Origin of the sequence: Sphingomonas sp. MM-1, from assembly GCF_000347675.2 — a bacterium.
In the GTDB taxonomy this organism is placed as follows: domain Bacteria; phylum Pseudomonadota; class Alphaproteobacteria; order Sphingomonadales; family Sphingomonadaceae; genus Sphingomonas_E; species Sphingomonas_E fennica.
Genome location: NC_020561.1, coordinates 3,419,614 through 3,437,934, shown reverse-complemented (window position 1 = coordinate 3,437,934; position 18,321 = coordinate 3,419,614). Strand labels below are relative to the sequence as shown.

The 18,321-nt window shown below is 69.4% G+C and carries 18 protein-coding genes; 6 read left to right on the top strand and 12 right to left on the bottom strand.

Annotated features, from left to right (window positions below):
• Positions 1-63 precede the first annotated feature (63 nt).
• Together G432_RS23790 and G432_RS16385 are read right to left on the bottom strand one after the other, a co-directional pair.
• Complete coding sequence (locus G432_RS23790) at positions 64-330, bottom strand: hypothetical protein (RefSeq protein ID WP_015459936.1); 267 nt, start codon at positions 328-330, stop codon at positions 64-66.
• A gap of 114 nt (positions 331-444) precedes the next feature.
• The gene (locus G432_RS16385) at positions 445-1,077 is read right to left on the bottom strand and encodes an energy transducer TonB (RefSeq protein ID WP_015459935.1); all 633 of its coding nucleotides are present in this window, start codon (positions 1,075-1,077) and stop codon (positions 445-447) included.
• 110 nt (positions 1,078-1,187) lie between these two features.
• Here G432_RS16385 and argJ point away from each other — a divergent pair, with 110 nt between their 5' ends.
• Positions 1,188-2,411 (top strand): bifunctional glutamate N-acetyltransferase/amino-acid acetyltransferase ArgJ, encoded by a 1,224-nt coding sequence (gene argJ / locus G432_RS16380; protein WP_041865499.1) that lies wholly within the window; start codon positions 1,188-1,190, stop codon positions 2,409-2,411.
• Between the two features lie 4 nt (positions 2,412-2,415).
• A complete protein-coding gene (locus G432_RS16375) occupies positions 2,416-3,027 on the top strand; it encodes a glutathione S-transferase family protein (RefSeq protein ID WP_015459933.1) in 612 nt (203 codons plus the stop codon).
• Positions 3,028-3,037: 10 nt separating this feature from the next.
• On the opposite strand, the gene G432_RS16370 is transcribed toward G432_RS16375, so the two are convergent.
• From G432_RS16370 to G432_RS16355, 4 genes are read right to left on the bottom strand one after another with little or no spacing between them, the layout of a single operon-like run.
• Positions 3,038-3,571, bottom strand: coding sequence for a hypothetical protein (locus tag G432_RS16370; protein WP_015459932.1), 534 nt, complete (start codon positions 3,569-3,571; stop codon positions 3,038-3,040).
• Between the two features lie 52 nt (positions 3,572-3,623).
• Positions 3,624-4,622, bottom strand: a complete 999-nt coding sequence (dgcA, locus tag G432_RS16365; RefSeq protein ID WP_015459931.1) for an N-acetyl-D-Glu racemase DgcA — start codon at positions 4,620-4,622, stop codon at positions 3,624-3,626.
• A gap of 5 nt (positions 4,623-4,627) precedes the next feature.
• Positions 4,628-6,199, bottom strand: a complete 1,572-nt coding sequence (locus tag G432_RS16360) for a hypothetical protein (protein ID WP_015459930.1) — start codon at positions 6,197-6,199, stop codon at positions 4,628-4,630.
• A 30-nt stretch (positions 6,200-6,229) separates the two neighbouring features.
• Complete coding sequence (locus G432_RS16355; protein ID WP_015459929.1) at positions 6,230-7,456, bottom strand: polyhydroxyalkanoate depolymerase; 1,227 nt, start codon at positions 7,454-7,456, stop codon at positions 6,230-6,232.
• Between the two features lie 142 nt (positions 7,457-7,598).
• Between G432_RS16355 and G432_RS16350 the strand changes: the two genes are divergently transcribed.
• From G432_RS16350 to G432_RS16340, 3 genes are all read left to right on the top strand, one after another.
• The gene (locus G432_RS16350; RefSeq protein WP_015459928.1) at positions 7,599-9,371 is read left to right on the top strand and encodes an ABC transporter transmembrane domain-containing protein; all 1,773 of its coding nucleotides are present in this window, start codon (positions 7,599-7,601) and stop codon (positions 9,369-9,371) included.
• 5 nt (positions 9,372-9,376) lie between these two features.
• On the top strand, positions 9,377-10,075 hold the full coding sequence (locus G432_RS16345) for an HAD family hydrolase (protein WP_015459927.1): 699 nt from the start codon (positions 9,377-9,379) through the stop codon (positions 10,073-10,075).
• Positions 10,076-10,164: 89 nt separating this feature from the next.
• Positions 10,165-11,007 (top strand): AAA family ATPase, encoded by an 843-nt coding sequence (locus tag G432_RS16340; protein ID WP_015459926.1) that lies wholly within the window; start codon positions 10,165-10,167, stop codon positions 11,005-11,007.
• 40 nt (positions 11,008-11,047) lie between these two features.
• On the opposite strand, the gene G432_RS16335 is transcribed toward G432_RS16340, so the two are convergent.
• The 5 genes from G432_RS16335 to G432_RS16315 all read right to left on the bottom strand — a co-directional run bounded on the left by G432_RS16335 (position 11,048) and on the right by G432_RS16315 (position 16,740).
• Complete coding sequence (locus G432_RS16335) at positions 11,048-12,016, bottom strand: hypothetical protein (RefSeq protein WP_015459925.1); 969 nt, start codon at positions 12,014-12,016, stop codon at positions 11,048-11,050.
• A 14-nt stretch (positions 12,017-12,030) separates the two neighbouring features.
• Positions 12,031-13,230 carry a class I SAM-dependent RNA methyltransferase gene (locus G432_RS16330; RefSeq protein ID WP_015459924.1) on the bottom strand — a complete coding sequence of 400 codons (1,200 nt, stop codon included), beginning with the start codon at positions 13,228-13,230 and terminating at the stop codon, positions 12,031-12,033.
• Positions 13,227-14,633: an NAD(P)H-hydrate dehydratase gene (locus G432_RS16325; protein WP_015459923.1), complete on the bottom strand. Its 1,407-nt coding sequence runs from the start codon at positions 14,631-14,633 to the stop codon at positions 13,227-13,229. Before G432_RS16325 ends, G432_RS16330 begins: the two co-directional genes overlap by 4 nt.
• Positions 14,614-16,335 (bottom strand): dihydroxy-acid dehydratase, encoded by a 1,722-nt coding sequence (gene ilvD / locus G432_RS16320; protein WP_015459922.1) that lies wholly within the window; start codon positions 16,333-16,335, stop codon positions 14,614-14,616. The genes G432_RS16325 and ilvD overlap by 20 nt, the downstream gene beginning before the upstream one ends.
• A 213-nt stretch (positions 16,336-16,548) precedes the next feature.
• Entirely contained in the window at positions 16,549-16,740 is a 192-nt protein-coding gene (locus G432_RS16315; RefSeq protein WP_041864966.1) for a hypothetical protein, read from the bottom strand.
• Positions 16,741-16,793: 53 nt separating this feature from the next.
• Between G432_RS16315 and G432_RS16310 the strand changes: the two genes are divergently transcribed.
• Entirely contained in the window at positions 16,794-17,633 is an 840-nt protein-coding gene (locus G432_RS16310; protein WP_015459921.1) for a class I SAM-dependent methyltransferase, read from the top strand.
• 45 nt (positions 17,634-17,678) lie between these two features.
• On the opposite strand, the gene phaR is transcribed toward G432_RS16310, so the two are convergent.
• On the bottom strand, positions 17,679-18,260 hold the full coding sequence (phaR, locus tag G432_RS16305) for a polyhydroxyalkanoate synthesis repressor PhaR (protein WP_015459920.1): 582 nt from the start codon (positions 18,258-18,260) through the stop codon (positions 17,679-17,681).
• Between the last annotated feature and the right edge of the window lie 61 nt (positions 18,261-18,321).

The window sequence follows — 18,321 nt, the reverse complement described above, 5'->3', positions numbered from 1 at the left end:
CCTTTCGGCGCATGAAACCGGGGAACGGCCGCGCCAGCGCGCCGGCCGTCGACGCCGGGCGCGTTATTCGCGCCGGCGCTCGCTCACGCGGAAGGGATCGGGCGCGGGGGCCGTGACGATCGCGAAAGCGCGCACGGACAGAATCGTCGCGAGCGCGGCGACGGCCGCCAGGACGACGGGCGCCCGGACGGCGGCCTCGGCCAATTCCTCCGCGATCACCGTCACCTCGGCGCTGGCGCGCTCCAGGCTCGACGGCGCAGCCACCCGATCGCCGGAGATCACCCCGGTCAGGCCGCTCAACAGCGCGGAGAGGAAAAGCAGAAGCTGCAAGGACGATCCCATAGTTGCGAAGCGCACCACATAGGTGCTCCCGGCCCGTCCGTCCAACCGAAATCGAAAGGACAGGCCGTCCTTCGCGCAACGAAGCGCTACTTCGATATTACTTCAGCGCGGCGCCGGGCTGCCGCGTTCAGCCTCGGCCGACGCCGCCCCGCCCCCGGTCTCCACGGCATCCTCCACCGTCAGCGAATTGCGGAAGGTAACATGTTTGCGCACGGGCTTGCCCGCCGCATCCCGGAACGGCTCCATGCGCACCCTCTCGGATCCGCCGCAGGGATCGGCGCCCGGTGCGGCACCGCTTCCCCACGCCACCTTGCAATTCTCGATCAATCCCGCTTCGGAAACGTCATATTCGTAGATGAACGAATAAGGCTGGGGAGCCCCCAGCTTGATTCGCTCCCCCTCATCATCTTTTGGCAGCTGCCAGCGGACACGCCGCGAATAGACCGATGAAACCGGCTGCCCCATCTGATCCCTGGCCGGTTCGAACCGGCCGCGCAGCAGCAGCAGATTGCAGGTGGTATCGTCCAGCAGCTTGTGGCCGCTGGATACGGTGACCGCGCAGCCGGAAGGCCGCCCCTCGGCCGAAATTCTAAGCTGGACGGCCGTCATCCCCTCCATCCCCGCGCGCAGGGCTTCGAACGGATAATCCTCGGTCGTCACCCAGGTCAGGGTATCGCCAACCTCTTTTGGTTCCACCGCCACCAGCGCGACGGCGCCCGACATCGTCAACAGCAATGACAGCAAATCCGTGTCCCCCCGAACATTCCCGCCACTCCCTACCAAGGCGACGGCCAATGGCAATGAGCGCCCTTCTATCGCAGGCGGACTCGCATTATGGCGCGCCCATGGAAAAATCGCCCCTCGCCCCCGCCGCCTTCCCCCTCCTGCCGTCGATCGCCGGCGTCCGCCCGGCGGTGGCCCGCGCGCGATACAAGGCGTGGGACCGCTGCGACCTCACCTTCGTGGCGCTGGACGAGGGCACGGCGGTGGCCGGCGTGACGACGAAGAGCCTCTGCCCTTCGCCCGAGGTCGAATGGTGCCGCGCCGCGCTGCCGCTGGGCCGCGCCAGGGCGCTGGTGGTGAATGCCGGCAATTCCAACGCCTTCACCGGCCATCGCGGCCGCGCGGCGGTGGAGGCGATCGCCGCCAGGGTGGCGGGCGCGATCGGCTGCGCGCCCTCGGACGTGTTCGTCGCCTCCACCGGCGTGATCGGCGTGCCGCTGCCCATCGACAAGGCCGAGGCCGGGATCGATGCCGCGCTCGCCGCGCCGGAAGCGTCGTGGGAGGAAGCCGCCGCCACGATCATGACGACGGATACCTTCCCCAAGGCCGCCGCGACGCGCGTCGTGATCGGCGATCGCACCGTCGATCTCGTCGGCATCATCAAGGGTTCCGGCATGATCGCGCCGGACATGGCGACCATGCTCGGCTTCATCTTCACCGATGCCGCGATCGAACCCGCCTTCCTCCAGCAGATGCTGAACGCCGCCAACGGCCGCAGCTTCTCCTGCATCACCGTGGATGGCGATACCTCCACGTCGGATACCGTGCTGGCCTTCGCTACGGCCAAGGCGGGCAACACGCCGCTCGCTTCGTTCGACGATGCCGGGGCCGATGCCTTCCAGGCGGCGCTCACCGATCTCTGCACCCAGCTCGCCCAGCTCGTCGTGCGCGATGGCGAGGGCGCGTCCAAGTTCATCGGCATCACCGTGGAAGGCGCGGTTTCCGACGAAAGCGCGCGGCGCATCGCGCTTTCCATCGCCAACTCCCCGCTGGTGAAGACCGCCATCGCCGGGGAGGACGCCAATTGGGGCCGCGTCGTCATGGCGGTGGGCAAGGCGGGCGAGCCGGCCGAGCGCGACCGGCTGGCCATCCGCTTCGGCGCCACCCAGGTCGCCCGCGACGGGCTGGCGGTGGAAGGCTATGACGAAGCGCCCGTCGCCGCCCACCTGAAGGGGCAGGAAATCGAGATCGGCGTGGAGCTTGGCCTGGGGGACGGGCGCGCCACGGTCTGGACCTGCGATCTCACCCATGGTTACATCGCGATCAACGCCGATTATCGGAGCTGACCCGATGCTGACGATCTGGGGAAGGCCCAATTCCCACAATGTGAAGAAGGTGGTCTGGTTCGCCGAGGAGATCGGCCGCCCCTTTGTCCGCCTGAATATCGGCGGCGCCTTCGGCATCACCGACAGCTATCGGGAGATGAATCCCAACGCCCTCATCCCCACCATCGAGGATGACGGGCTGGTGCTATGGGAATCGAACGCCATCCTCCGCTATCTGGCCGCCAGATATGGCGAAGGGACGCTATGGCCGGCCGATCCCGCCGCCCGCGCCCGGGGCGACAAGTGGATGGACTGGCAGTTCGGCTATGCCGATGCCCAGCGGGATGCCTTCCTCAACCTCGTCCGCCATTCGCCGGAAGAACGGGATGCGGCCGCGATCGCCCGATCGGCCGAGGCCACGGCGACGATGATGGCGATCCTCAATCAGGCGCTGGCCGATCGCCCCTGGCTGTCGGGCGACAATTTCGGCGTGGGCGACGTGCCGATGGGCGTCTATGCCCATAGCTGGTTCGCCCTGGATATCGAACGTCCCGCCATGCCCCATGTCGAGGACTGGTATGCCCGGCTGCGCGAACGGCCCGGCTATGCCGCCCATGTGATGATCCCGCTGACCTGACGGGACGGCGTCAGGACGGCGTGACGGGCGCCGCCTCCCCCGCCGCCTTTCCAGCCATCGCCTCGCACAGCGCCCCGGCCATGCCGGCGCGCGGATCGCCCCCTTCCTTCCGCCCGTGCGGCCGGATCACGGCGACATGATAGATTTCGCGCGCGGCGGCGATGTCGGTGATGCTGAAGGAAAGCGTGGCGTTCCGGTGCCGTCGGTCGCGGCTGGGCGCATCGGCCCAGCGGCCGTTCACCGCCTCAGCCCCGGCATCGGGCGTCGCCGCCTCGTGGATGAACAGGTTGGTGCCGGCCGATCGATCCGAAAACGCGACCTGCGCGAGATAGGCTGGATGGGCATCGTCCGCGCGGAAGCCCATGCCGGCAAGGCATCCGGCCACCGTGTCGCCAAGGTCGCCGGCCTGATCCAGCCGGAAGCCCGCCCCGGACGCCGCCGGCAGCGCGCCGGTCTGCACGATGCGCATCCGTGGCGCCCCGCCGCAGCCCGCAAGCAGCAGGGAAAGGCCCAGCAACGCCCCGAAATGCCTGTTGATTGTCATGAGCCTCCGATAGCGCCTTCCGGCACCTCTCGCCAGTTCGCCGTCGTTGCGATCAGCCCCAATATCCCTGCGCCGGCGGATGCATCGTGCCGCCGGTGAAGACGAAGCCCGGCGCGCGATCCTTCGCCAGCAGCAATGGCCCGTCCAGGTCCACCCAGCGCGCGCCCTGCGCCGCGAGGAAGGCCGGCGCGATGCCGAGCGAGGTGGAAAGCATGCAGCCCACCATGATCTCCAGCCCCGCCGCGCGCGCTTCGGCGGTCAGCGCCAGCGCCTCGGTGAGGCCGCCCGCCTTGTCCAGCTTGATGTTCACCGCCTGATAGCGGCCGATGCACCGCGCCAGATCGGCGCGATCCTGGCAGCTTTCATCCGCGCAGAGCGGGATCGGGGAACGGATGCCGTCCAGCAGCGCATCCTCCCCCGCCTTCACCGGCTGCTCGATCAGCTCCACGCCATAAGGCAGCAGGGCGGCCGCTTCCGCCACCACGTCCCGCCCGGTCCAGGCTTCGTTGGCGTCCACGATCAGCCGGGCCGCGGGCGCCCCCCGCCGCACCGCCGCCACCCGGTCCAGATCGCCCTCGCCCGCCAGCTTGAGCTTGAGCAGCGGATGCCGGTCCGCCGCCGCGCGGGCGTCCGCCTCCATCCGCGCCGGTTCGCCGAGCGAGATGGTGTAGGCGGTCAGCAGCGGCGCGGGCGGCGCCAGCCCGGCGATCGCCCATGCGGGCCTGCCGGTCATCCGCGCTTCCAGATCCCACAGCGCCGCATCCACCGCGTTGCGCGCCGCGCCGCGCGGCATCAGCATCTGGATCGCCGCGCGATCGGCGCCCGCCTCGATCGCGTCCGCCGCCGCCATCACCTGCGCCGCCACGCTCTCCGCGCTTTCGCCGTGATAATAAATGGCGGTCGCCTCGCCCCGGCCGACATGGCCGTCCGCCGCGATCTCGGCAATGACGACATCGACATGGGTCTTGGCGCCGCGCGCGATGGTGAAGGCGCCCGCCACCGGCCAGCGTTCGATCCGCGCGGAAAGGCGCGGGGTGCTTTTTTCGGTCATGGTCCTCAGGTGAGTGTCGAGGGTTCGTCCGTGCCGCGGCGCGGGATGGGCCGCGGCGTCCGCGCCGGCCACAGGCGCCTGGGCAGGATGCGCGCGCTCCTGTCGAACGCGGCCTTCACGTCCGTCCGGGTGAGGAAGGCCACCCAGAGCCCGCGCAGCCGCGATCCCGCCGGCGCCCAGATCGCCTCGTCCGGCTGGAACTGGTCGGCGATGGCGGCCGTGCCGTCCGGGGTGGCGAGGGTGGCCACCGCGATCTTCGCGGCATCGTCGGCGCGGCCGGCGCAGAGCAGCGCCTCGATGGCGGCGGCCTCATTGTCGGCGGAACCGGCGATCAGCCCGTCGGCGATCGGCTTCGCCTCGCCCTCGCGCCCCATGGTGGAAAGCGCGCATACCTCCGTCCGCCGCAGCCAGGCGCGGCCCCATTTGCTGATCGTATCGCCGCTGGATGCCTGGGCGGCGCGCGCCACCGCCAGCGCCTCCGCCGGCCGGGCCGCCTCATCCAGCAGCTCCGCCAGGCCGACGAGGCCGGAAACGCTGGACGGTGTCTTCGCGGGATCGATCGTCGTGAACGGCCGCAGCCGCTCGATCGCGCCCGCCCGGTCGCCTTCGGCGGCCAGCGCCTGCGCGTGGTAGCGCACGCTCGCCACCGCATCGTCGCTCATGCCGTCGACCACGGCCACCTTCTCGCCAAGCTCGATCGCTTCCGGATAGCGGCCGAGCAGGATGAAGGCGCGGATGGCGTCGCGGCGCGTGCGATCGTCATTCTCGCTGCGGGTGAAGGCTTCCAGCCGGCCCAGCGCGAAGCGATCGATCGCCAGCCCCGAATGATCGCCCAGCCGCGCCTCGATCGCCGGCCAGAGCGGCTCGTAAAGCCGTTCGGTCGCCATGGTGACGAGGATTTCGGGCATGGCGATGCGCGGCAAAAACGCCTCGGCCTCGGGCAGCCGCCGATCGGCCAGCAGCGCCTCTATCGCGCCCTGCGCCACGCTTTCCCGCATGTCCGGCTCGTCCGCCGGCTGCCAGTCGGCCCGCGCCAGCGCCACGAACAGGCGCTTGCGGCCGGCAAGATCGTGCCGCTCCCCCAGATCCTGCAGGATGCCGCGCGCCAGCACGCCGTTGATCGAACCCAGGCCGTCGGGCGCCTGTTCGGCCAGCGCCGTCAGCCGGCGGGCGGCCTCGGGCATGTCGTCCTGCTGCGCGGCGACGAACACGCCCACCGCGCGCACCGATGGATTGTCCGGCTCCGACGCCGCCATTTCCTTGTAGATGCCCGGAATCTCGTCGCCCCGCCCCACCGGCCCCAGGCAGGAGATGCGCAGGATCTGCACGGCGTTGCGCTGCCTGCCGGTCGTGTCCGCGACAAGCGGATCGAGGATCGCCAGCGCCCCCGCGCAATCGCCCTGCTGCAAGCGGGCAACCGCCGCCGTCAGCCCCTGCTCCCGGCCGGGCTCGCCGCCCGCGGCCGGCGGATCGATCCGGGCCGGGCGGGATGCCTCCGCCGGCACCGGCGCCAACAGGCAGGCGACGGCGATGGCCGGCGGCAGAAGCGCGCCGATGCCGGTGCGGCCCCGCCCCATCAGGCGCGCCCGCTCAACGGGGCGCGGCGATCAGGCGCGATCGTCATGCGCGGCCATCCAGTCGATGACCACCGGTGCGATGATCTCCCGCCAGCGCCGGCCGTTGAAGATGCCGTAATGGCCGACGCCCTCGGCCATATAATATTTCTTCAGCGCGTCCGGCAGGCCGGTGGAGATGGTGAGCGCGGCCTTGGTCTGGCCGATGCCGGAAATATCGTCCCGCTCGCCTTCCACGGCCAGCACCGCGATATCCTTCATCGCGGCGGGATCGACCTTGCGGCCCCGGTGCATCATCCGCCCGTCCGGCAGGGCATGGTCCTGGAACACGACATCGATCGTCTGCAGGTAGAATTCGGCATCCATGTCGCAGACGGAACGATATTCGTCGTAGAAGGCCTTGGTCGCGTCCGCGCTGTCGCCATCGCCGTCCACCAGATGCTTGAACATCGTCCAGTGGCTGATCAGGTGGTTGCCGAGGTTCATCGCCATGAAGCCGGTGAGCTGGAGGAAGCCGGGATAGACCCGCCGCCCGGCGCCCGGATAATAAAAGGGCACCGTCACGATCACATTCTGCTCGAACCAGCTATGCGGCCGTTGCGTAGCGACGGTGTTCACCTCCGTCGGCGCCTTGCGCGTGTCGATCGGCCCGCCCATCATCGTCAGCGTGCGCGGCCGGGCGGGATTATCGTCCTCCGACATCAGGCAGGCGGCGGCATAGCAGGGCACCGAAGGCTGGCAGACCGCCAGCATATGCGCGCCGGGGCCGATATGCTCCAGGAATTCCACGATATAATCGACATAGTCGTCGAGGTCGAACAACCCTTCCGACAACGGCACCATCTTCGCGTCGCGCCAGTCGGTGATGTAGACGTCATGGTCCGGCAGCATCCGTTCCACGGTGCCGCGCAGCAGCGTGGCATAGTGGCCGGACATCGGCGCCACGATCAGCAGCTTGCGCCCGCCCTTCACGCCCTTGCGCGCGAAATGCTTGAGCTGGCCGAACGGCTTGCGCAGCACGATCTCTTCCGAAACCGGCACCGTCTTGCCGTCCACGATCGTGCTGGTGAAGCCGAAGGCGGGCTTGCCGCGCGGCGCGGCGGCATGGGCAAAGACATCCAGCCCCGATGCCATCACCGGTCCGAAAGCCGTGTAGGACAAGGGATTGGCCGGATTCTGCATCCATTCCGCCCCCATATTGGCGAGCGAGCTTGCGCCCGCCAGCAGGGTGCGCTGCATTTCATAGGCGTTGTACAACATCAGATACAGAATCCCGGAAAAGACTTGACGGCAGCTTACGCCCAAACTTCGCGACGGTGCAATGCAGCATGGCCCCGGTCGCCGTCGCCTGCGGCATTCCGCCCCGTTGAGCAGGGTGCGGCGTCCTGCTAGTCGGGCGCGCATGGCCGACCAGCAAACCGCCCCGCCCGCCGATCGCAAGCTCGGAAATCTCGGCCTCATCTGGCGCTTCGCCATCCGCTATCCCGGCCACATCGCGGCGGCCGGGCTGGCGCTGGTGGCGGCCGCCGGCGCGACGCTGGCGATTCCCCAGCGGCTGCAGCGGATCATCGACAAGGGCTTCATCGCCGGCGGCGGGGAGGTATCGCCTTATTTCCGCTACCTGCTGATGATCGTCGTCGTGCTGGCGCTGGCGACGGCGATGCGATTCTATTTCGTGTCGTGGCTGGGCGAGCGGGTGGTGGCCGATATCCGGGCGGCCGTGCATCGCAACCTGCTGACCCTCGCCCCCCGTTTCTTCGAGGAGAACCGGCCGGCGGAAATCGCCTCACGCCTGACGTCGGACACCACGATCATCGAACAGATCGTCGGCACCACCGCATCGGTCGCCCTGCGCAACCTCGTGCTGGGGATCGGCGGCATCCTCTATCTCTTCACCCTCGCGCCGAAGCTCACGGCCATGCTGCTGCTGGGCATTCCGCTGGTGATCGCCCCGATCGTGATCCTCGGCCGGCGGCTGCGGGCGGTTTCGCGGTCCAGCCAGGATCGCATCGCCGATGTCGGCGCGATGACGTCCGAGACGCTGGGCGCGATGAAGATCGTGCAGGCCTTCGGCCAGGAGGACCGCGAGAGCGGCCGCTTCACGGCGGCGGTGGAAAGCGCCTTCGGCACGGCGCGCCGGCGCATCACGCTGCGCGCGGTGATGACGGCGATCGTGATCCTGCTCGTCTTCGGATCGATCACCATGGTGATGTGGCAGGGCGCGGTGGACGTCGCCTCGGGCCGCCTTTCGGGCGGATCGCTGGCGGCCTTCATGCTTTCGGGCGCGATCGTGGCGAGCGCCTTCGGCGCGCTCACCGAAGTCTATGGCGATCTGCTGCGCGGCGCGGGCGCCGCCAGCCGGCTGGCCGAGCTGTTGGCCGAGGTGCCCGATATCGCGCCGCCGCCCCATCCGGTGCCGCTGCCCCTGCCGGCACGCGGCGCGCTTGCCTTCGATCACGTCACCTTCCGCTATCCCACCCGCCCGGAGGTGAAGGCGCTCGACGATTTCACCCTTGCCATCCAGCCCGGCGAGATGGTCGCCGTGGTCGGCCCGTCGGGCGCCGGCAAGTCCACCCTGTTCCAGCTCGCCCAGCGCTTCTACGATCCCGAAGGCGGCAGCGTGCGGATGGACGGCGTGGCGCTCACCGATGCTGATCCCAAGGACGTCCGCGCCCGCATCGCCATGGTGCCGCAGGAAACGGTGATCTTCGCCGCATCCGCGCGCGACAATCTGCGCTACGGCCGCTGGGACGCGGACGATGCGGCGCTGTGGGCGGCGGCCGAGGCCGCCAACGCCGCCGAATTCCTCCGTGCCTTGCCGCAGGGCCTCGATACCTTCATGGGCGAAGGCGGCGCGCGCCTTTCCGGCGGCCAGCGCCAGCGCCTCGCCATCGCCCGCGCGCTGTTGCGCGATGCGCCGCTGCTGCTGCTGGACGAGGCGACCTCCGCCCTCGATGCCGAATCCGAACGGCTCGTGCAGACGGCGCTGGACCGGCTGATGCGCGATCGCACCACCATCGTGATCGCGCACCGCCTCGCCACCGTGCGCGCCGCCGATCGCATCGTGGTGATGGAACGCGGCCGGATCGTCGAACAGGGCAGCCATGATGCGCTGGCGGCCAATGGCGGGCTTTACGCCCGGCTTGCCCGCCTCCAGTTCGAAGGCGTGGAATAGCCGCGATGGCGATCACCCTCGTCGGCCTCGATGCGGATGACACGCTCTGGCATAATGAGACGATCTTCCGCCTCACCCACCAGCGCTTCAACGCCCTGCTCGCCGATTTCGCCGATGCGGAGACGGTGGAAGCCCGGCTGGCCGAGGTGGAGAGGCGCAACCTCGCGCTTTACGGCTACGGCGCCAAGGGCTTCACTTTGTCGATGCTGGAAACCGCGCTGGAAATCAGCGGCAACGCGGCCCCCACGGCCGTGATCGCGGAGATCGTCGCCGCCGGGCGGGAGATGATGGCCCATCCCGTCGATCCGCTGCCCGGCGTGCGCGAGGCCCTGGAGACGCTGGCGGCCGACCATCGCCTCGTCCTCATCACCAAGGGCGATCTGTTCCATCAGGAACAGAAGCTGGCGGCATCCGGCCTCGGCAGCCTGTTCCACGGCGTCGAGATCGTCAGCGAGAAAACGGCCGATCATTATGCCCGCGCCTTCGCCCGCCATGGCGGCCGGGCGGAAGACGCGCTGATGGCCGGCAATTCGGTGAAATCGGATGTCCTGCCCGCGCTGGCGGCCGGCGCCCACGCCGCGCTGATCCCCTACCCCCTCGTCTGGGCGCATGAGGCGGCCGACGCCCCGACCGATCATCCCCGCTATCGCGAGCTGGCGGCGCTGGGCGATCTGCCCGCGTGGCTTGCGGAGCTTCGGGGCTGAACGCCTGCGCAAAACGCGGCGGCTTGCCAGCCCGCGCCACGCCCCCTATCGCTGGACCGGCTTGACGCGAACGGCAAGGGAGTGGCGGGGTGCGTTTCGAAGGCACGAAGGATTATGTCGCGACCGACGACCTGAAGGTCGCCGTCAATGCCGCGGTCACGCTCCGCCGCCCGCTGCTGGTGAAGGGCGAACCCGGCACCGGCAAGACCGTGCTGGCGCATGAGATCGCCAAAGCCACCGGCGCGCCGCTGATCCAGTGGCACGTGAAATCCACCACCAAGGCGCATCAGGGCCTTTACGAATATGATGCCGTCGCCCGCCTGCGCGACGGCCAGCTCGGCGATCCGCGCGTCCACGAGATTTCCAACTATATCCGCAAGGGCAAATTGTGGGAGGCCTTCACCTCCCCGCAGCTGCCCGTGCTGCTGATCGACGAGATCGACAAGGCCGATATCGAATTCCCGAACGACCTGTTGCAGGAACTCGATCGGATGAGCTTCGACGTCTATGAGACGGGAGAGACGATCGCCGCGCGGGAGCGCCCGATCGTCGTCATCACATCGAACAACGAGAAGGATCTGCCGGACGCCTTCCTGCGCCGCTGCTTCTTCCACTATATCAAGTTCCCGGATCGGGAGACGATGCAGGCGATCGTCGACGTCCACTTCCCCGGCATCCAGAAGATACTGGTCTCCCGCGCGATGGACATCTTCTACGAGGTGCGCGACGTGCCGGGCCTCAAGAAGAAGCCGTCGACCAGCGAGCTGCTCGACTGGCTGAAGCTGCTGCTGGCCGAGGATATGCCGCTGGACGTCCTCCAGTCCAAGGACGCCCGCAAGGCGATCCCGCCCCTCCACGGCGCGCTGCTGAAGAACGAGCAGGACGTGATGCTGTTCGAACGCCTCGCCTTCATGGCCCGCCGGCAGGGCTAGGACCGGACGGCATCCGGATTCCGTGCCGTAAGCCGACCCGCTAGGCCGGGCGCGGCGCCGTCCGGGTGATCGGGCCGGTGGCGGCCGGCGGGGAGCAGGGGGCATGGGCTTCCGCGATCAGGCTGGCGAGCGCGCCCGCCGCCACGGGCCGGGCGGCCTCATTGTCCAGCCGGTCGAGCGCCGCCAGGCTCCGTTCGCGTCCCGCCTGTTCGGCGATGCGCAGGCCGACATAATAGCCGAAGCGCGATGGCAGCCCCGCCGCCTGGGCGCCGCCGGTGAACACGGCATCGATGTCGCCGCCGTCCACCGCGTCGAAGCGGGTGGCGACGAAGCACAAGGCCTCTCCCCAGCGCGCGTCGGTCGGCGCGCGGTTCGGCGCCGGCTGGTCCAGCAGCAACTGGTGATCGCTGGCGCCGGGCGTCAGCGTGGCCGCGACATGGGTCGCCAGCCCTTCCTGCCACAGCACGCACCATAGCTGGTCGCAATCGTCGAAATGCCGGGCATGTTCGAGATGGAACAGCTCATGATCGAGGAAGGTCGGCAGCGAATCGTCATTATGCAGCCGCGCGATCATATCGGCGCCGAACAGCATCACCTTGCGCCCGTTCACATAATCCGATCCGCCGTCACGCACGCCCAGCTGATGGGTCAGGTATATGGGCAGCGGCGGCACGAAATCGGGGAAGACCTTGCGGAACCGCGCCACCGATCCCGCAAGAGTCGCCGGAAATTCGCGCTCCACCTGCCGATAGGCCGTGCGGATCGCGGGAAACTCCGCCAGCGCCGCCGCGATCCGCCGGTCGAGCTTCGCGGGATCCCGGGCCGTGTAGAGCCCCGGCGCCAGCCGATCGAAGGTGGCGCGGAATTCCGCCACCCGCCGGGCGGGGTCCATGCCTGCGGTGCGCGCCTCGAATGCGTCGAAGGCCGGTGCCAGGTTGGTGAAGGGCACGGGCGGCGGCGCGGCGGCCACCGTGGCCAGCCCCAGCAGCGCCAGCATCGCTTTGCGCATCCGTCTCTCCGTCGTTACGCCAGGAATTCCCCCACCAGCTCGACATGGGTGGACCAGCGAAACTGCCCCACCGGCGTGATCCGCGCCAGCTCATATCCGCCCTGGATCAATATCTTGGCATCGCGAGCGAAAGTGTGCGGGTTGCAGGATACATAGGCGATGCACGGCACCCCGGCGCCCGCCAGCTCCTCCGCCTGCTCGACGGCGCCCGCGCGCGGCGGATCGAGCACCACCGCATCGAACCGCGCCAGATCCTTGGCGTCCACCGGCCGGCGGAACAGGTCGCGATGCTCCACCATCACCGCCCGGCCCGCGCGCGCCGCCGCCAGCTTCAGCGCCGTCGTCGGATCGCGCGCGCCTTCCGCGGCATAGACCTTCGCCTTCTCCGCCAGCGGCAAGGCGAAGGTGCCGATGCCGGAAAACAGGTCCGCCACCACCGCCGCGTCGCCCACGATCCGCCGCACCTCGGCCAGCAGCGCCGCCTCGCCATCCGCCGTCGCCTGCAGGAAGCCGCCGATCGGCAGCCCCACCGCGATGCCGCCCAGCGTCACCGTCGCCGGCGCCGGTTCCCAGCGCACCTGCGGCCCGTCGCCCTCATCCACCGCCAGCCGGGCCAGCCCGTGGGTTTCGGCAAAGGCGGTCAGCGCCTCGGCGGCGGCCAGCCCTTCGGCCTCGACCTTCTCGATCAGCAGGTCCACGCCCTGATCGGCCAGCGTCATCTGCACCGCCGCCGCGCGCCGATCGCGCACCAGCCCGGCCAGCAGCCCCTTCAGCGGCTCGATCAGCCTCGCAAGCTCCGGCCGCAGCACCGGGCATTCCTTCAGGTCGACGATCCGGTGGCTGGCCCCTTCGTTGAAGCCCAGCAGCACGCGCCGCCCCTGCCGTTCCGCCCGCATCGTCGCGCGGCGCCGGGCGCCCGGCGGGGAGAGGTGCGGCAGGTCCATCGGCGGCGGCTCCACGCCCTGCGCGCGCAGCGATCCCACGATCCGGCTCGTCACGAAATCGGCATAGACCTCGTCGTCGACATGCTGGAGCTGGCAGCCCCCGCAACGCGGGAAATGGCGGCACAGCGGCTCCACATGCTGCGGGCCGGGAATGACGGTGCCGTCCGCCGCCACCATGTCGCCCGGCGCCGCCAGCCGGACATACCGGCCATCGGCGGTCACGCCGTCGCCGCGCCCGGCGAGGCGGACGACCAGTCCGTCCTCGCTCATGCGCAGGCCGCCAGCGCGGATGCCAGATGGGCCGGCAGGTCGTCGGCGATCAGGCCGGGGCCGGCCTGCGCCGCCGCCGCGCCGTGCAGCCACAGGCCGGCCTGCGCCGCCGCGAACGGGTCCAGCCCGCGCGCCAGCATCGCGCCGGTGATGCCCGCCAGCACATCGCCCGTGCCGGCGCTCGCCAGCCAGGCCGGCGCCGTTACGGCCACCGCCGCCCGGCCATCGGGGTGGGCGACCACGCTGTCCGCGCCCTTCAACACAATCACTGCTTCACTCCGTCGCGCGGCTTCCCGCGCGCGATCCAGCTTGCTGCCCGGCAGATCGCCGAACAGGCGCTTGAATTCGCCCTCATGCGGGGTCAGCACCGCCGGCATCGCCAGCCGGCGGAGGCGCGATAGCCCAGCATCGGCCAGCAAGGCCAGCCCATCCGCATCGATCACGATCGGATGGCCCGAATCCATCGCCGCCCGCAGCCGCCGGCGCGCCGCGATGTCGCGCCCCAGCCCCGGCCCCGCCACGACCGCGCCGGTGCGCGGATCGGCCAGCGCCGTCGCATCGTCCCGCCGCACGATGGCATGGGGCAGCGTCCCGGCGCCCTCGCCCGTCAGCACGACATAGCCGGCACCGGCACGGGCGGCCGCCGTCGCCGCCAGCATCGCCGCGCCCGGCATCGCGCCGCCGATCACCGCCACCAGCCCGCGCGTATATTTGTTGTCGGCGGGCGTCGGCGCCGCCAGCCGCGGCCGCGCCACCCGCCACGCGCGCGCCTCGCCGCCAAGGCCGATATCGGCCACCGCCACCCGCCCGCAAAAGGATGCGGCTGGCTGCAGCACATGCGCCGGCTTCAGCACGCCCAGCGCCACCGTCAGGTCGAAACGCGGCACGGGGGAAAGGATCGCGCCGTCGTCGGTGGCGATGCCGCTCGGCAGGTCCACCGCGATGGCGAGCTTCGCCGCCGCCGCCAGTTCCGCTAGCCGGCCCGCGACGTCGCCGTCCAGCGGCCGCGACAGGCCAGTGCCGAACAGGGCATCGATCAGCAGCGGCGCCGGCTTCGCATCGGCCAGCGCCTCCACCGGCCCGCCCCACCGCGCCCGCATCTCTCGCGCCGCCTCGGTTGCGGGCTCGCCGGTCGCCGCCACGCGCACCGGCACGCCGCGTTCGCGCAGGTGCCGCGCGACGACATAGCCGTCCCCGCCATTATTGCCCGGCCCGCACAGGATCAGCGTCGGCGGCATCGCGGCGAAGCGCCACGCGGCCTCGGCCACGGCGGCGCCCGCCTGCTCCATCAAGTCCGCCACCGGCACGCCGCGGGCGAAGATCGCCTCCTCCGCGGCGCGCGTTTCCGCCGCCGTCAGGATCGCGCGGCGCGCCGCCGCCGGATCAGATGTCGGCGTAGACATGGGTCTCCGCCCTGGCGCCGGGATGCGTCACCGCCCCCTTCCACGCCGGCCCGACATTTCGGGCATAACGCCACAGCGCGCCCGAATTATAATCGGTCTTGCGCGGCTGCCACTTCGCCCGGCGCTCCGCCAGAACGTCGTCGGCCACCAGCAGGTCGATCGTGCCGGCCTCGGCATCGATGCGGATGGGATCGCCATCCTCGACCAGCGCGATCGGCCCGCCGTCCGCCGCTTCCGGCCCGACATGGCCGATGCAGAAGCCGCGCGTGCCGCCCGAAAAGCGCCCGTCGGTGATCAGCGCCACCTTCTCGCCCATGCCCTGCCCGTAAAGCGCCGCCGTGGTCGAAAGCATCTCGCGCATGCCCGGTCCGCCCTTCGGCCCTTCATAGCGGATGATGATGACCGATCCCTCGGCGATGTCGCGCGCCTCGACGGCGGCGAAGGCATCCTCCTCGCAATCGAACACGCGCGCCGGCCCTTCGAACTGCAGCCGGTGCATGCCGGCCACCTTCACGATCGCGCCTTCCGGGGCCAGGGTGCCCTTGAGGCCGACGACGCCGCCGGTGGGGGTGATCGGGGTCTTGGCGTCGTAGATCACCTTCTGGTCGGGGTTCCACGTCACCTCGTCGATATTCTCGGCGAGCGTCCTGCCCGTCACCGTCATGCAGTCGCCGTAGAGCAGCCCTTCGGCCATCAGCGTCTTCATCAGCATGTAGATGCCGCCCGCCTCGTGCATGTCCTTGGCGACATAGCGGCCGCCCGGCTTCAGATCGGCGATATAAGGCGTGGACTTGAAGATTTCGGCCACGTCGAACAGGTCGAACTCGATCCCCGCCTCGTTCGCCATCGCCGGCAGATGGAGCGCGCCGTTGGTCGATCCGCCGGTCGCCGCCACGATCCGGGCGGCGTTGATGAAGGCTTCGCGCGTGCAGATGTCGCGCGGGCGGATGTTCCGCGCCACCAGCTCCATCACCTGCCGTCCCGCGGCGCGGGCGATCTCGTCGCGGCCCTTATAGGGCGCCGGCATCATGTTGCTGTTGGGCAGCGACAGGCCGATCGCCTCGCCCACGCAGGCCATGGTGTTGGCGGTGAACTGGCCGCCGCAGGCGCCGTGGCCGGGGCAGGCCACCTTTTCCAGCGCCGTCACTTCCGAAAGCGGGCAGGCGTGCGCGGCATATTTGCCGACCACCTCGAACACGTCGACCACCGTCACGTCGCGGTCGTGGAACCGGCCGGGCAGGATCGATCCGCCATAGACGAAGATCGAAGGCACGTTCAGGCGCAGCATCGCCATCATCATGCCGGGCAGCGATTTGTCGCAGCCGGCAAAGCCCACCAGCGCGTCATAGCAATGGCCGCGCACCGAAAGCTCCACCGAATCCGCGATCACCTCGCGGCTGACCAGCGAGCTTTTCATGCCCTGATGGCCCATGGCGATGCCGTCGGTCACGGTGATGGTGTTGAACCGGCGGGGCGTGCCGCCGCCCGCGATCACGCCCTCGCGGCAGATATCGGCCTGTTCGTTCAGCGTGGTGTTGCAGGGCGCGCTGTCGTTGCCCGCGCTCGCCACCGCCACGAACGGACGGGCGATCTCCTCCTCGGTCATGCCCATCGCGTAATAATAGCTGCGATGCGGCGCGCGCTCCGGCCCGACGGAAACATGGCGGCTGGGCAGGCGGGACTTGTCGAACTGATGGGTCATGACACGCTATCCTGGGGCTTGAACGTCTCGATCGCTCCGCCGGGTGCCGGCCGATCGGATCGTGAATCAGGCTCCGCTCCTTTAAGGGTTGGGTTTGCGGGGCGTCTTTGGCCTGTCGCGCCGCTTCGCGCAACCCGTGGCCCATGATTTTTTGAAACGACGTTACTCTTTACCCGTCACATGAGTAATTTTCATTCAACGCCCCGCATCCGGTCACTCCGGATTGTGGATGGCGAAGGCGGTGAAGGCCAGCGCCAGCAGGATCGCCAGCATCACGATCAGCGGCCACGGCACCCAGCCCACCCGGTCCACGTCGCGGCGGCGGTTGCGGCGGTGGTCCGCCAGCGCCGCCAGCCCGGCCACCGCCGCCGAAGCCCCCGCCAACGCCCAGAGTGTGCCTTGCATCCCCAACCCGTCCTCCGCATCATGCCGCCATCGTCATGATTGGGAGAGAGACTTTGCGCCACCCTGTTTTTGCGGCAGCCCTGCTGGCCGGCCTGGCATCTTCCGCGCCGGCCTTCGCGCAGGAGGATCATTCCGCCCACGCCGGCCACGCCATGCACCACGCCGCCGCTTCCGGGCCGATCGCGGCCGCCGTGGCCGATCCGCGCCGCAAGGCGGAAAATCGCGCGCGCGATCAATATCGCCATCCCGTGGAAACGCTCAGCTTCTTCGGCATCCAGCCGGACCAGACGGTGGTGGAAATCTGGCCCAGCGGCGGCTGGTATACGGAAATCCTGGCCCCGCTGCTCAAGGACAAGGGCCGTTACATCGCCGCCGCCCAGCCTCCGGGCAAATATCGCACCGCCACCGAAACGCTGGTGGCCAGCGATCCGGCCCGCTTCGGCAAGGTGGAGATCACCACCCTCGATCCCAAGGCCCCCGGCGATATCGCGCCGGCCGGCAGCGCGGACGTGGTGCTCACCTTCCGCAACGTCCACAACCTGCTGATGACGGGCGAGCCGGAAGCGAAGGCCGCCTTCGCCAGCTTCTACAAGGCGCTGAAGCCCGGCGGCGTGCTGGGCGTGGTCGATCACCGCCTGCCCGAGGACCGCGATTCCGCCCTCGAAAAATCCAGCGGCTATCTGAAGAAGTCGACGATCGTCCGCCTCGCCGAAAGCGCCGGCTTCAAGCTGGCCGCCGAATCGGAAGTGAACGCCAATCCCAGGGACAAGGCCGATTATCCGAACGGCGTGTGGACCCTGCCGCCCACCCTTTCGCAGGGGGACCAGGACCGCGAAAAATATCTCGCCATCGGCGAAAGCGACCGGCTCACGCTGAAATTCGTGAAGCCCTGATCGAAGGGGCGGGGCCGGCGCGCGGAAAGCCGCCGGCCCGCCCGCTTATTCGCCCAGCTTGTCGATCTTGGCCTGTAGGCCGGCAAGCTGCGCCTTCAGCGCCGCCAGCTCGTCATCGCGCGATCCGCCAGCGGCCCCGGCCGATTCCTCGCCGGCGGAGCCGTTCTTCTTCGGCGGCTGGAACGCCTTGGCCGCCGCCTCGAACATGTCCATGTTGCGCTTGGCCAGCTCCGCGAACGGGCCGCCGGCGAACGCCCCTTCCATCGCCTGGCGGAACTGCGTCTGGTTGCGGCGGAACGCATCCATCGATGCTTCCAGATATTGCGGCACCATCGATTGCATCGAATCGCCGTACATGGAGATAAGCTGCCGCAGGAAATTCACCGGCAGCATCGTCTGCCCGCGATTTTCCTCCTCCATGATGATCTGGGTGAGGACGTTGTGCGTGATGTCCTCTTCCGTCTTGGCGTCGATCACCTTGAAATCCCGCCCCTCGCGCGTCATGTGCGCAAGATGATCGAGCGTGATGTAGCTCGACGTCTCGGTATTATAGAGCCGGCGATTGGCGTATTTCTTGATGATGACCGTGCCAGAACCCCCCGTGCCCGAACCAGCTGATTTCGCCATGACCGCGCCCTTTCCCACGAATTGCGGCAGCGTAGCATCATTTTCTGACGCACCGCAACAG

Excerpts from the sequence above, each read along its gene's own strand:
- ilvD (WP_015459922.1), bottom strand. The coding sequence starts at position 16,335 with ATGACCCATCAGTTCGACAAGTCCCGCCTGCCCAGCCGCCATGTTTCC.
- G432_RS16350 (WP_015459928.1), top strand. The coding sequence starts at position 7,599 with ATGGCCGACCAGCAAACCGCCCCGCCCGCCGATCGCAAGCTCGGAAAT.
- G432_RS16335 (WP_015459925.1), bottom strand. The coding sequence starts at position 12,016 with ATGCGCAAAGCGATGCTGGCGCTGCTGGGGCTGGCCACGGTGGCCGCC.
- G432_RS16330 (WP_015459924.1), bottom strand. The coding sequence starts at position 13,230 with ATGAGCGAGGACGGACTGGTCGTCCGCCTCGCCGGGCGCGGCGACGGC.
- phaR (WP_015459920.1), bottom strand. The coding sequence starts at position 18,260 with ATGGCGAAATCAGCTGGTTCGGGCACGGGGGGTTCTGGCACGGTCATC.
- argJ (WP_041865499.1), top strand. The coding sequence starts at position 1,188 with ATGGAAAAATCGCCCCTCGCCCCCGCCGCCTTCCCCCTCCTGCCGTCG.
- G432_RS16355 (WP_015459929.1), bottom strand. The coding sequence starts at position 7,456 with ATGTTGTACAACGCCTATGAAATGCAGCGCACCCTGCTGGCGGGCGCA.
- G432_RS16360 (WP_015459930.1), bottom strand. The coding sequence starts at position 6,199 with ATGGGGCGGGGCCGCACCGGCATCGGCGCGCTTCTGCCGCCGGCCATC.
- G432_RS16315 (WP_041864966.1), bottom strand. The coding sequence starts at position 16,740 with ATGCAAGGCACACTCTGGGCGTTGGCGGGGGCTTCGGCGGCGGTGGCC.
- G432_RS16345 (WP_015459927.1), top strand. The coding sequence starts at position 9,377 with ATGGCGATCACCCTCGTCGGCCTCGATGCGGATGACACGCTCTGGCAT.
- G432_RS16375 (WP_015459933.1), top strand. The coding sequence starts at position 2,416 with ATGCTGACGATCTGGGGAAGGCCCAATTCCCACAATGTGAAGAAGGTG.
- dgcA (WP_015459931.1), bottom strand. The coding sequence starts at position 4,622 with ATGACCGAAAAAAGCACCCCGCGCCTTTCCGCGCGGATCGAACGCTGG.
- G432_RS16325 (WP_015459923.1), bottom strand. The coding sequence starts at position 14,633 with ATGTCTACGCCGACATCTGATCCGGCGGCGGCGCGCCGCGCGATCCTG.
- G432_RS16370 (WP_015459932.1), bottom strand. The coding sequence starts at position 3,571 with ATGACAATCAACAGGCATTTCGGGGCGTTGCTGGGCCTTTCCCTGCTG.